This window comes from Mesorhizobium sp. M7A.F.Ca.CA.002.05.1.1 (genome assembly GCF_003998335.1).
In the GTDB taxonomy this organism is placed as follows: domain Bacteria; phylum Pseudomonadota; class Alphaproteobacteria; order Rhizobiales; family Rhizobiaceae; genus Mesorhizobium.
Genome location: NZ_RZQI01000085.1, coordinates 1 through 11,965, shown reverse-complemented (window position 1 = coordinate 11,965; position 11,965 = coordinate 1). Strand labels below are relative to the sequence as shown.

The window sequence follows — 11,965 nt, the reverse complement described above, 5'->3', positions numbered from 1 at the left end:
CCATTGCGCAATGGGCATCCGTCGAGGCGCTGAATGGCCCGCAGGATTTCATCGCCAAAAACAAGGCGATCTTTCAAGGCAGGCGCGACCTTGTCGTGTCGATGCTCAACCAGGCACGCGGCATCACCTGTCCGTCGCCGGAAGGCGCCTTCTATGTCTATCCTTCCTGCGCCCAGCTGATCGGCAAGAAGACCAAGGCCGGCAGGCTGATCGACACCGACGAGACCTTCTGCTCGGAACTGCTCGAAGCCGAGGGCGTCGCGGTGGTGTTCGGCTCGGCCTTCGGCCTCGGGCCCAACTTCCGCATCTCCTACGCGACCTCGGAGACGCTTCTGGAAGAAGCCTGCACACGCATCCAGCGTTTTACGGCTTCGCTGACCTGACCGACGCACTATGAATGCAAAAACCCGGCTTCACCGCCGGGTTTTTTAATGGGCCGTCAGCCTCACGCCTCGTGCTTGGTCTCTTTGGCCGAGCGCGCCTCGGCCGGCGCCAGCACGGCGACCAGCAATGCGGCGGTGAGGAACGCGCCGATCGCTGCCGTCAGCATCGCGGCGTGGAAGCCGCCGGCATAGGCGGCAGCATAGAGTTCATGCACGCCGCTTTCGCCCATCGCCGCATCGGTTGCGAAATCATGCCGTGAAATCGCAGCACGGGCGACCGCTTCCGCGTTGGCGACACCGGCATCGCCGAGATACCCGGTCAAAAGGTTGGTTGCCCGCATGCTCATCAAGGCGCCGAGCAAGGCGATGCCGATGGCAAGGCCGCTCTGGCGGGTGGCATTGATGACCGCCGACACCATGCCCGAGCGTTCGCGCGGCGCATAGGACATGGCGGCAGCGCTGCCGGTCGGGATTGCAAGCGCATTGCCGAGGCCGCCAATGGCGAACAGAAGGCACAGCATCGCATAGGGCGTCGAAGGGCCGGCCCAGCACATGCCGAGCATGGACAGGCCGATAGCAACATAGCCGATGGTCATCAGCGCGGAGTGACCATAGCGCGCGCTCAGCCTGCCGATCCATGGCGACACCACGATCTGGACGATGAAGGCCGGCGCCATGCGCAGGCCGGTCTGCGTCGGCGACCAGCCCTGCACCTGCTGCAGGAACATCGAGAAGAAGAAGACGCTGGAATAGGAGGTGAAGCCGAGCGCGAACGAAGCGACATTGGCGACGGCGAAGCGGACATCGCGGAACAGGCCAAGCGGCAGCATCGGGCGTGCAGTGCGCGCCTCGAAGCCGAGGAAAGCAGCCAGACCGACGACGCCGGCGACCAGCGCCGCGACCGTCCTTGGCTCGCCCCAGCCATTCTCGCCGGCCGAGATCAGGCCGAAGGTCAGCGCCCCCAGCCAAAGGATGCTGAGAGCCAGGCCGACGAGGTCGAGATGGGCATGTTCGGGATGCGCCGTCTCGTTGATCGAAACAGCACCGAGCGCGATCGTGATCAAGCCCAGCGGCAGGTTGATCAAGAAGATGCTTTGCCAGCCGACGGTCTCGACCAGGATGCCACCGAGGACGGGACCAACGAGCAGAGAGATGGCGGCGAACGACGCCCAGCCGCCAATGACGCCAGCGCGCTGGCGCGCATCGGGAAAGGCCTGCGTCAGGATCGACAGCGCGCCTGGAATGAGCAGCGAGCCGGCGATGCCCTGTACCACCCGGCCGGCCAGCAGAACCGGCAGATTGGGCGCGACGGCGCAGATCAGCGAACCGGCCACGAAGATGCCGACGCCGGCCAGCCACGAGCGCTTGCGGCCATAGCGATCGCCGATCAGGCCGGACGACAGCATGAAGGCGGACAGGCACAGCGTGTAGGAGTCGACCACCCATTGCAGGCCGCCGAAATCGGTTTGCAACGCCTGCTGGATGGTCGGCAGCGCGACATTGACGATGCTGACGTCGAGCAGAGCCACGAACGAACCAAGATAGATAGCGGCGACCAGGGGCAGACGGTGCTTTGACATGGCTATATCCAGACGTGAGTTAGAGGCCATGCAGGTGCTACAGTCAAAGCCGAAGTGGCTCCGAGGGACGTTGCCGGCCGGCATGGCGTGCGAGCCAGACGCGCGAAATCAGCTTGCAATCCGGGAAACGTGCGCAGCGAACCCGCGGACCATCGTCATATGACGACTAGGAAGCCGGCCGCATTCGATCAACCATGAAGCCTCAGAAGGGAGATGCATCATGGCCAAAGGCGGCAATCCATCAAACAATCACGACGGCGAATTCATAGTGTCCGGGCCGGGCACTGAAAATACCGAGCGGTTCAAGCAGGCGCTCAGTGTTTCATTTGCCGAGCAGACAGCCACATCAATGAACTATTTCAAGCAGTCGGACCCTAACGACGAGGGCCAGATCTCCGCTCTTGGCGAGGCAAAAATTGATTACCTGAAAGCACAGTCGGGCTGTTACTGGACCGAGGAAGCTGAAAAATGGACCAGGGCAAAACTGAAACGCTTTGCCGATCGCAACGATCGAAAGCGAATTCTAGGCAACAGTTTCGATCGCTCCGAAATGGTTGTCTTGCCGCGCCGCAAAGATGGGGCGATGCCGATGGAAACGCGGCAACTGCAAGGCGATCCCTATGAGTATTTCCATTTTTGGCCTGGCACCTTCGGTAACTACAAATACAGCTGGTTCAACCGGACCGGGGACGGACGCATTCTGCGAGACGAATCTTACGAGTGGGATGGGGCGCCGGATTTGGGCGGCTTGGTATTTTTCGAAAACAACAGCGCCGGCGATAGAGATTACCTGCACGCCATGCTCGAAAGCGGCATCTGGTTTACCTACACTCCCAAGAAGACCGGCCGGCTCGACTTGTTTGCGGAATTCGTCTCCACCTACGACACAAGGTACAGGTGGATGCGTGACGAAATCGGCTACAGCCACACCAGAGTCCTTCAGGCGACCGATGTCGTTTTTGGCACCTTTTCAGGCGATCAAGCCGTGGGACGAGATTACCGAAGCAACAGCACCCTTGTCGATTTTCAGCGTTGGTTTGAAGGGGACGTAGGGGATTTCGCCAATTTCGGAGAAAATGGCTTTGACGACGGAACAATACACAATTTTTTTGGGCGGCCGGGCGCAATGGTTTTTGCTGGACAACCGGTCGAGATCTTGGTCGGCTGCAGGGTCTTGATGGACTGCTATCTCAACGATGTCAGCATCAGGGCGTGGGAAGGCGCCCGGCGGAGGCTGAATTTTCTGGGCGTCCGAGTGGTTTAAATGCCAGCGGTTTTGCAGCTTGCGCGACGATCGTCATCGCTGCGGCAAGAAGCCTGCCCTCCGCCGGCTTAGGTGTCTCGACCGCCAAACTGCTCGTCGGTGACCCCCTCCAGCCAATCGACATGGACATCGTCGAGCGCCTCCTGCATCGCGATATGCGTCATCGCCGATTTGGGCGCCGCGCCATGCCAGTGTTTTTCGCCAGGCGCGAACGAGATGACGTCGCCGGCCCTGATCTCCTGGATCGGGCCGCCCCACGTCTGGGCAAGCCCGGCGCCCTCCGTCACGTACAGCGTCTGGCCAAGCGGATGCGTATGCCAGTGGGTGCGCGCGCCCGGCTCGAAGCTGACCAGCGTGGCCCGCAGCCGCGCCGGCGCCTCTTTCTCGATGATCGGCGTCTGCAGCACCCGGCCGGCGAAGTATTTTTCCGGCGCGATGACGGTCGGCACGCTGCCGCAGGCAATGATCTTCATGGGTCGATGGTCCTTCAAGCAGCGGGCGACGGGTCGCCTGTTTTCAGTTTCGGCCGATATCGGTCGACGTGCAACAGCTTCCCGCTGCCAGCCCCAGCATATGATCCGCACGGTCCACTGCCGAGCAAAGGGTTTCTATTTTTCTTGCCCTGCCGGCAAACAAGTGGGACGATGGCTTTGGGCAGGTGGCACTTGAAAAGAACCCCGCCCGCGACGGTCGAACAGGCCGGCCGCCGCTCAGGACCGATTGACCAAGCCTGAACCATACATGCCAGTCGGTCCTACGGGAAACGCCTGAGTGGAGGTCAGTCATGGGTACTCGCGCCGGAGGACGACGCACGGGACCGAAATGCATTGCCATAGTCGGTCCCTTCGCAAGCGGTAAGACGACACTTCTCGAAGCCATATTGGCCCGTACGGGCTCAATTCCCCGACAAAATCCCGTTTCATCAGGTAACACCGTTTCAGATCATTCGCCCGAGGCGCGCGCCCACGCCATGAGCGTCGAGGCGACGGTCGCCACGACCGAATTCATGGGCGAGCAGATCACCTTCGTCGACTGTCCCGGTTCCATCGAATTCTCTTTCGAGGCCGAACCGGTGCTGGCCGCCTGCGACCTCGCGGTCGTCGTAGCCGAGGCCGATGAAAAGAAGATCCCTGCCCTGCAACTGATCATGCGCAAGCTCGACGATCTCGGAGTGCCGCGCATTCTGTTCCTCAACAAGGTCGACAAGGCAATCACCGGCGTGCGCGACACGCTGAAGATGCTGCAGCCGGCCAGTGCCGTGCCGTTGCTGCTGCGCCAGATTCCGCTGCGCAAGGACGGTGTCGTCATTGGTTCGATCGACCTGGCGCTGGAGCGCGCCTACATCTATCGCGAATATGCCGAAAGCGAGGTGGCGCAGATTCCCGGCGACGACAAGGCGCGCGAGCTCGAAGCGCGTTTCTCGATGCTGGAGACGCTGGCCGACCATGATGACCAGTTGATGGAACAACTGCTCGAGGAGATCGAGCCGCCCAAGGATGCGATCTTCGACGACCTCGCCGCCGACCTGCGTGACGGTGCGGTGATCCCGGTGCTGATCGGCACCGCCGAGAAAGGCAACGGCGTGCTGCGCCTCCTGAAGGCGATCCGCCACGACGCGCCCGACATCGAGGCGACCCGCAAACGGCTCGGTGCACCCGACGGCGCGGCTACCCTGGTCCAGGTGATGAAAACCATCCACACCTCGCATGGCGGCAAGCTGTCGGTGTCGCGCATCCTCTCCGGTCAGGTCGTCGACGGTTCCGAACTCTGGCTGCCCGGCGGCGACACGGCCAAGGTTTCCGGCATCTACCGGATGCTCGGCAAGGACCAGTCCAAGCTCTCCATCGCCAAGGTCGGCGACACGGTGGCACTGGGCAAGCTGGACGAGGTCAAGACCGGCCAGACGCTGAGCTCGGCCAAGGGCGGCATCAAGCCGCTCGTCCAGTTCGAGCCGCCGCAGCCGGTCTTCGCCTTCGCGCTCCGCCCCAAGGAGCGCAAGGACGAAGTGAAGATGTCGGCCGCCATCCAGCGGCTGGCCGAGGAGGACCCCTCGCTCAGCCTGCGCCACAATCAGGACTCGGCCGAAACCGTGCTGTCGGGCCATGGCGAGATGCATCTGCGCGTGGTGCGCGAGCGGCTGGAAGGCAAGAACCAGATACCGGTCGAAGGTCATCCGCCGGCGGTGCCCTATCGCGAGACGATCCGCAAATCGGCGCAGCAGCGCGGCCGTCACAAGAAACAGTCCGGCGGCCATGGCCAGTTCGGCGACGTGGTGATCGAGATCAAGCCGCTGCCGCGCGGTTCCGGCTTCCAGTTCACCGACACCATCACCGGCGGCGTCGTGCCCAAGACCTACATCCAGTCGGTCGAGACCGGGGTCCGCGACTATCTGAAATCCGGGCCGCTGGGCTTTCCGGTCGTGGATGTCGCAGTCAACCTGTCGGACGGCTCCTATCATGCGGTCGATTCCTCCGACATGGCCTTCCAGATGGCGGCCAGGCTGGCGATGAAGGAAGGCATGGCCGCGTGCTTGCCGGTGCTCCTGGAGCCCGTGATGAAGGTCGAGATCGTCACCCCCTCCGACGCCACCTCGAAGATCATCGCTCTCATCCCGCAGCGGCGCGGCCAGATCCTCGGCTACGACGCGCGACCCGACTGGCCGGGATGGGATGTCGTCGAGGCAACCATGCCGCAAGCCGAGATCGGCGACCTGATCATCGAGTTGCGCTCGGCGACCGCGGGCGTTGCCAGCTATCGTGCCGTCTTCGACCACATGGCCGAACTCACCGGCCGTCTGGCTGACGACGCCATGAACACCAACGGCAAGGCTGCCTGATGGCGTGGCGTTCCTCTCGAACCTGATTCGGGGGAACAAAAGAAAACGACGTCCGGCGGGGACCGGACGTCGTTTTGTTCGCGGACCGTTTCCTTGGGAGGTAAAACGTCAGGTCCGCCGCATTTGGTACCGCCGAGTTCGGCGGAAAAACGGTTCGGACGCGGTAGCCGCCTGAGCCCGGGCCGTACGAGTGATGCCCCCATCTCCCGTCCGAACCACACCGCGTCCTATGATCTACATAGCAGGTCGCGGGCGTCCGGGATATGTTACCAGAGGTTACATGTCACCGTTACGTGGCAATTGTGATGGAATTTTTGGCCGGCCCAGCAGGGTACAGGCAACAAAAAAGCCGGATCAATGAAGATCCGGCTGAGTTTGATTGGAGTGCCTGTTAAGGCTAACCTCCAGAGGGGAACACTCGAGGGCGCTAATGGGAGGAGAACGCGCCCAGGAGATGATCTATATATGTGCTCATCATGCCCAAGAAACAAGCATCTATTTTGCAACACACACATGCAAAAAGACGCAGGCTGTGGTCTAACCCATTCCAGAAGCCAATAGGACCAGCAAAATCGTCGAAATGGAGCGCTGAATCGGGCAATTGCAACTACAGAATCGCTAATCTCGGCTGGCTTTCGGCTCGAAATGCCAAAACTGGGCAATGATGTGGAAGCGGGCAGCAGGCGTGCATTTCTAAGGCAATCGCGGAGCAAGCAGCCAATGCGGAGGTTTTCGGCGATCGCCGGCAGTGCGGCCTTCTTCATCGCGGCGCCGTGCGTGGTTGCCGGGCTGGTGCCCTGGCTGTTGACCGATCGCTGGGGCTTGCCCTGGTCGAGCCTGCCGGGCTTTGCCCCTGTTGGCGGGCTTCTGATCGTTGCCGCGGGCGCGGCACTCCTGCATGCCTTCGGCCGTTTTGCGCTTGAGGGCCTGGGCACACCCGCACCGGTCGCCCCGACCGAGAGGCTGGTGATAGGCGGCATCTACCGCCATGTCCGCAACCCGATGTATGTCGCCGTGCTGTCGATCATCCTCGGCCAGGCGCTGCTGTTCTCGAGCTGGGCGCTGGTCGCCTATGCCGCCGTCAGCGCTGTCTCCATGGGCGCCTTCGTCAGGCTCTATGAAGAGCCGACGCTTAGCCGCCGTTATGGCGCCGAATACGAGACCTACCGCCGCAACGTGCCCGGCTGGCTGCCTCGGCTGATGCCCTGGCGGGGATAATCCCGTAGGGCGTGAAAACGAAAATCAGAAGGACCAGCTTCGGGCCTTGGCGATGATGAAGTCCCGGAACACATGCAGCTTGGCCTGGTTCTTCATCGCGTCGGGATAGGCGAAATAGGTGTCGAAAGACGGCACCTCGGTCTCCGGCAGCAGCTGCACCAGATCGGAGTCCTTGCTGATCACATAGTCGGGCAGCATGGCGATGCCGGCACCGCCCTGCACCGCCCGCTTGATCGACAATATGTCGTTGATCTGCAGCGTCGGCACCCTTTGTCCGCCTTCGAAATCACCGACCGTTTCCAGCCAGTTCAGCTCCGACAGATGCGACGGCACCGGCACGCCGAAGGTGACGATGCGATGGGCCTTCAGCTCGGCGACGGAAGACGGCTTGCCGTGCTTGGCGACATAGGATGGGGCCGCGTAGAGGTGGAAATGCACGGTGAACAGGCGGCGCTGGATCAGGTCCGGCTGCTGCGGCTGGCGCAGCCGGATGGCGCAATCGGCCTGGCGCATGGTGAGATCCAGCTCCTCGTTGGCGAGGATCAACTGCAGGCTGATTTCGGGATAGAGTTCGATGAATTCCTGCACCCGCTCGGTCAGCCAGCCGGCGCCCAGCCCCACCGTCGTCGTCACCCGCAGCACGCCCGACGGGCGATCCTTGGTCTCGGTCAGCCGGGACTTGATGGTCTCCAGCTTCATCAGCACGTCATGCGCCGTGCGAAACAGCATCTCACCTTGCTCGGTCAGCACCAGCCCGCGGGCGTGGCGGTTGAACAGCGGCACGCCGACATCATGCTCGAGCGCGCTGACCTGCCGCGAGATCGCCGATTGCGAGAGATGCAATGTCTCGGCCGCATGGGTAAACGACCCCGCCTCCGCCGCAGCGTGAAACACGCGTAGCTTGTCCCAGTCCAACGCCATGATTCCCCTCGTTCTGTTTTGGCGTCTGAATGAAAAATCAGGCTTTTACACGGCGTTTCTAAGCCGCTCTCTGAACTCTCTACTCGGCCGCTTCGCGATGCACTTCGATGCCGGCCAGATACTTCTCCGCCTCGAGCGCGGCCATGCAGCCGAGCCCCGCTGCCGTCACCGCCTGGCGGTAGATATCGTCGGTCACATCGCCGGCCGCGAACACGCCCGGCACATCGGTGCGGGTCGAATCCGGCGCTGTCCACAGATAGCCGTTCGGCTTCTGCTTGAGCTTGCCGGCGAACAGTTCAACCGCCGGCGCATGGCCGATGGCCACGAACACGCCGTCGATCTTGAGGTGCGACACCTCGCCGGTCACCGCATGCTTTAGCTTCAGCCCCTCGACCGAGGGCGGCAGCGGCGTCTTGCCGGGCCGGCCGGTGATCTCATCGACGATCGTGTCCCAGATGACGCGGACATTGTCCTTCTTCAGAAGCCGCTCGCGCAGAATACGTTCAGCGCGAAAATCGCTGCGCCTGTGGATGACCGTCACGCTCCTGGCGAGATTGGACAGATAGAGCGCCTCTTCCACCGCGGAATTGCCGCCACCGACCACCGCGACATCCTTGCCCCTGTAGAAGAAACCGTCGCAGGTGGCGCAGGCCGAGACTCCAAAACCCATGAAGTCCTGCTCGGTCGGGATGCCCAGCCATTTCGCTTGCGCGCCGGTGGCGATGATCAGCGCGTCGGCGGTATAGGTCGTGCCGGAATCGCCCTTGGCGCGGAACGGTCGCACGTTGAGGTCGACCTCGGTGATGATGTCGTTGATGATGTCGGTGCCGACATGCTCGGCCTGTTTCAGCATCTGCTCCATCAGCCACGGACCTTGGATCGGGTCGGCGAAGCCGGGATAATTCTCGACATCGGTGGTGATCATCAACTGCCCGCCCTGCTGCAGGCCGGCGACCAGCATCGGCTTCAGCATGGCGCGGGCGGCATAGACCGCCGCCGTATAGCCGGCCGGGCCGGAACCGATGATGAGAACGGGCGCGTGCTTGGTGGTCATCTAAAGCCTCTGCGGAGGGCTGCCGGCAATTGCGGCATGGAAAACTCGATCATTGTCGCGCGTAATGTAAGTGTTGCCCACGACGCCAGCAAGGCAAGTTGGTGTTCGTCCCCGGAAAGCTTTGTCGCACCTGTCGGCCGCTGATCCCGCGAAATATTCCGGGCGAAGGATGGAATGGACAGCGAAGTCGTTTAATTACAAAATCACGCAAGATTCTTGCGTATTGCCCCTCATGATCGAGAGCCCCCATGCCGCTCAAGGCCGACCTCGACGCCATCGACTGGAAGATCCTGCGCGAATTGCAGGGCGACGGCCGCATGACCAATGTCGAACTGTCGAACCGCGTCGGCATTTCGGCGCCGCCATGCCTGCGCCGCGTCAAGCGCCTGGAGGAAGCCGGCATCATCCGTGGCTACCGTGCCTTGCTCAATGCACCAGCGCTCGGCCTCGATGTCGTTGCCTTCTGCCTGGTCGGCCTGCATCATCAGGCCGATGCCGAACTGCGCATCTTTGCCGAGCGCACCCGCGGCTGGCCGATCGTACGCGACGCCTGGATGGTGTCGGGCGAATCCGATTTCCTGCTGCATTGCGTGGCGAGCGACCTTGGCGCCTTCCAGAGCTTCGTCATCGAGGAACTGACCTCGACCCCGAATGTCGACACGGTGCGCACAGCGCTCACCATCCGCCGGGTCAAGGACGAAGGGCTGGTCTCGTTCGCACAGCCTTGAGCCGGCTGAACCGCAACGAGCTTTCGCCGATGTCGCTTGAAGGCCTCGCCATATCAGCGCCGCTTTGGCGTTCGATAGCTCTCCTGTGAAGCCGGAATTTCTGCCGTAGCCGTCTTGTTGGTTTCCTAGAGCAATTCCAGAAAAAGTATGTAACGGTTTTCCCGGGTAAAGCGCATAGCGCTTTCGGGATTGCGTAAACAGGGGCGCAGGGCAGCCCAATTCCGAGAACAGTGTGCCGTGGGGTGGGACGATGACTCGATTTTCTAGCCCGGTTTCGGCGCTGGTCATCTGCATGAACGAGGCCGACATGATCGGCGAGTGCCTGGAAAGCGTCGATTTCTGCGCCGAGATCATCGTCGTCGATTCGGGCTCGACGGACAGCACTCTGGACGTCGTCAACGGGTACATCGCCAAAGGCTACCCGATAAGGCTGTTTCACAACGATTGGCCGGGCTTTCCTCGTCAGCGGCAATTCGCGCTCGATCAGGCCACGCAACCATGGTGCCTTTCGATTGAAGCCGACGAGGCCATCGACGACGTGCTCAGGCAGTCAATCACGAATGTGACCCAGCTTGGGAATGACGCCTTCGACGGATGGTACATCAGACGCCGCGACAAGCTGAAGGGCTATGGCTATGCGCACCGCTGGGTGCTTCACAACAGGCTGCTGCGTCTTTTCCGCCGCGACAAGGCCACGATGGACCTCAATCTGCGGGTCCATGAGTCGTTCGAGGTGCCAGGCGAAACCGGCACGATAGAAAATGGCGTGCTGCTGCATCGCCGCGAAATGACTATTGCCGAGGATCTGGCAAGGGCCAACACCTACTCCAGCCTCAAGGTTGCCACGCTTGTCGAACGAGCCAAGAAGCCCGGCCTGATAAGACTGGTGCTGTCGCCGCTCGGCAACTTTCTGAAGTTCTACCTGGCCAAGCGCTACTTCCTGTGCGGCCGGCACGGGTTCGTCTATTCGATGCTGGTGATGCTGTATTCGTTCGCGACAGAGGCCAAGCTTTATGAAGCCTGGCGAGACAAAGATCGGATGTAAGCCGTCACGGCGCGCCCGAGGCGGTGCCAAGCGCAGCTATTGCGGCGAGCAGGCCGTCGAAATCCGCGCGCTCGCACCAAGGCCGAATTGTGAAGCCCGATCGGACAGCTGCTTGTCCATCTACCAGCCAGCCCTGCGCGAGGCCGGCGCGTTGTCCCGCCTCCATGTCGGCCTCCTTGTCGCCGACGATCAGCGAACGCCGCAGATCGAGCCCGAGGCGCCCGGCCGCCTCCAGCAGCATGCCCGGATTGGGCTTGCGCATCGGATGATCGGCAACCGCAAGCACACCGGAGCCAGCTTCGTGATAGGCGCAGGCGACGACCATATCGACGAACGCATTGTCGACGCGCAGCAGCTCGAGCACGCGGCCATTGACGGCGGCGAAATCGCCCCAGCCGAAATAGCCACGCGCGATGCCCGACTGGTTGGTGACGATGATGACCGGAATGCCAGCCCGGTTGGCGGCGGCTATCACCGCGGCTATGTCCGCGCGCAGCACCATTTCGGCAGGATCATCCGGATAGCCGGTATCGACATTGACGGTGCCGTCGCGATCGAGGAACAGCGCCGGCGAGCCGGCGGCGAACACCCTTGAGCCGACCCGCTCGACCCATAGGCCCGGCTCCGCCAGCGGAAAGCGGCCAGAGGTCGTGGGATCAGCCATTGCTGAGGCGCGCTTCGACCACCTCGCACAGATGATGGTAAAGGCACAGATGCCCCTGCTGGATGATCGGCGTCGAGGTCGACGGCACGTTGAGCAGGATATCGGACAGAGGCTTCAGCTTGCCGCCGGTGTCGCCGGTCATGCCGATCACCGTCATATCCATCCTCCGCGCCTGTTCGGCGGCGGCAAGGATGCTCGGCGAATTGCCGCTGGTCGAGATCGCCAGGAGCACGCCGCCGGCAGCGCCATGCGCCTCGACCTGGCGCGAAAAC

Annotated in this window: 12 protein-coding genes; 6 read left to right on the top strand and 6 right to left on the bottom strand. The window is 62.2% G+C overall.

All coding sequences use genetic code 11. The features are described 5' to 3' along the window. Window positions 1-383 (top strand): aminotransferase class I/II-fold pyridoxal phosphate-dependent enzyme (locus EN939_RS07015; RefSeq protein ID WP_127267442.1); only part of this gene is annotated, 383 nt, incomplete at its 5' end. Between the two features lie 62 nt (window positions 384-445). On the opposite strand, the gene EN939_RS07010 is transcribed toward EN939_RS07015, so the two are convergent. Next, window positions 446-1,963 carry an MFS transporter gene (locus tag EN939_RS07010; protein ID WP_127267441.1) on the bottom strand — a complete coding sequence of 506 codons (1,518 nt, stop codon included), beginning with the start codon at window positions 1,961-1,963 and terminating at the stop codon, window positions 446-448. Window positions 1,964-2,183: 220 nt separating this feature from the next. On the opposite strand from EN939_RS07010, the gene EN939_RS07005 reads away from it, so the two are divergent. Further along, window positions 2,184-3,227 carry a hypothetical protein gene (locus tag EN939_RS07005; RefSeq protein ID WP_127267440.1) on the top strand — a complete coding sequence of 348 codons (1,044 nt, stop codon included), beginning with the start codon at window positions 2,184-2,186 and terminating at the stop codon, window positions 3,225-3,227. A 68-nt stretch (window positions 3,228-3,295) separates the two neighbouring features. Here EN939_RS07005 and EN939_RS07000 read toward each other — a convergent pair whose 3' ends face one another. Then, window positions 3,296-3,700, bottom strand: a complete 405-nt coding sequence (locus EN939_RS07000) for a (R)-mandelonitrile lyase (protein WP_127267439.1) — start codon at window positions 3,698-3,700, stop codon at window positions 3,296-3,298. A gap of 311 nt (window positions 3,701-4,011) precedes the next feature. On the opposite strand from EN939_RS07000, the gene EN939_RS06995 reads away from it, so the two are divergent. Both EN939_RS06995 and EN939_RS06990 read left to right on the top strand, forming a co-directional pair. Continuing rightward, window positions 4,012-6,063: an elongation factor G gene (locus EN939_RS06995; protein ID WP_127267438.1), complete on the top strand. Its 2,052-nt coding sequence runs from the start codon at window positions 4,012-4,014 to the stop codon at window positions 6,061-6,063. 720 nt (window positions 6,064-6,783) lie between these two features. Beyond that, window positions 6,784-7,281, top strand: coding sequence for a methyltransferase family protein (locus EN939_RS06990; protein ID WP_127267437.1), 498 nt, complete (start codon window positions 6,784-6,786; stop codon window positions 7,279-7,281). Between the two features lie 24 nt (window positions 7,282-7,305). Here the strand turns inward: EN939_RS06990 and EN939_RS06985 are convergent, their stop codons facing one another. Together EN939_RS06985 and trxB are read right to left on the bottom strand one after the other, a co-directional pair. After that, window positions 7,306-8,202, bottom strand: coding sequence for a LysR family transcriptional regulator (locus EN939_RS06985; protein WP_023809733.1), 897 nt, complete (start codon window positions 8,200-8,202; stop codon window positions 7,306-7,308). A 79-nt stretch (window positions 8,203-8,281) separates the two neighbouring features. Continuing rightward, window positions 8,282-9,256, bottom strand: a complete 975-nt coding sequence (gene trxB, locus EN939_RS06980) for a thioredoxin-disulfide reductase (RefSeq protein ID WP_127267436.1) — start codon at window positions 9,254-9,256, stop codon at window positions 8,282-8,284. Between the two features lie 248 nt (window positions 9,257-9,504). Here trxB and EN939_RS06975 point away from each other — a divergent pair, with 248 nt between their 5' ends. Together EN939_RS06975 and EN939_RS06970 are read left to right on the top strand one after the other, a co-directional pair. Continuing rightward, a complete protein-coding gene (locus EN939_RS06975) occupies window positions 9,505-9,984 on the top strand; it encodes an Lrp/AsnC family transcriptional regulator (protein WP_013530077.1) in 480 nt (159 codons plus the stop codon). Window positions 9,985-10,234: 250 nt separating this feature from the next. Further along, on the top strand, window positions 10,235-11,029 hold the full coding sequence (locus EN939_RS06970) for a glycosyltransferase family 2 protein (protein ID WP_127267435.1): 795 nt from the start codon (window positions 10,235-10,237) through the stop codon (window positions 11,027-11,029). A gap of 4 nt (window positions 11,030-11,033) precedes the next feature. Here EN939_RS06970 and EN939_RS06965 read toward each other — a convergent pair whose 3' ends face one another. Both EN939_RS06965 and EN939_RS06960 read right to left on the bottom strand, forming a co-directional pair. After that, window positions 11,034-11,693 (bottom strand): HAD-IIIA family hydrolase, encoded by a 660-nt coding sequence (locus tag EN939_RS06965; protein WP_127267434.1) that lies wholly within the window; start codon window positions 11,691-11,693, stop codon window positions 11,034-11,036. Continuing rightward, window positions 11,686-11,965, bottom strand: a 280-nt coding sequence (locus EN939_RS06960; protein ID WP_127267433.1) for a D-sedoheptulose-7-phosphate isomerase, incomplete at its 5' end; no start/stop codon positions are given. The genes EN939_RS06965 and EN939_RS06960, both read right to left, overlap by 8 nt.

Bases quoted from the DNA above. Each gene is read 5' to 3' on its own strand.
- EN939_RS07010 (WP_127267441.1), bottom strand. From the start codon at position 1,963: ATGTCAAAGCACCGTCTGCCCCTGGTCGCCGCTATCTATCTTGGTTCG.
- EN939_RS07005 (WP_127267440.1), top strand. From the start codon at position 2,184: ATGGCCAAAGGCGGCAATCCATCAAACAATCACGACGGCGAATTCATA.
- EN939_RS07000 (WP_127267439.1), bottom strand. From the start codon at position 3,700: ATGAAGATCATTGCCTGCGGCAGCGTGCCGACCGTCATCGCGCCGGAA.
- EN939_RS06995 (WP_127267438.1), top strand. From the start codon at position 4,012: ATGGGTACTCGCGCCGGAGGACGACGCACGGGACCGAAATGCATTGCC.
- EN939_RS06990 (WP_127267437.1), top strand. From the start codon at position 6,784: ATGCGGAGGTTTTCGGCGATCGCCGGCAGTGCGGCCTTCTTCATCGCG.
- EN939_RS06985 (WP_023809733.1), bottom strand. From the start codon at position 8,202: ATGGCGTTGGACTGGGACAAGCTACGCGTGTTTCACGCTGCGGCGGAG.
- trxB (WP_127267436.1), bottom strand. From the start codon at position 9,256: ATGACCACCAAGCACGCGCCCGTTCTCATCATCGGTTCCGGCCCGGCC.
- EN939_RS06975 (WP_013530077.1), top strand. From the start codon at position 9,505: ATGCCGCTCAAGGCCGACCTCGACGCCATCGACTGGAAGATCCTGCGC.
- EN939_RS06970 (WP_127267435.1), top strand. From the start codon at position 10,235: ATGACTCGATTTTCTAGCCCGGTTTCGGCGCTGGTCATCTGCATGAAC.
- EN939_RS06965 (WP_127267434.1), bottom strand. From the start codon at position 11,693: ATGGCTGATCCCACGACCTCTGGCCGCTTTCCGCTGGCGGAGCCGGGC.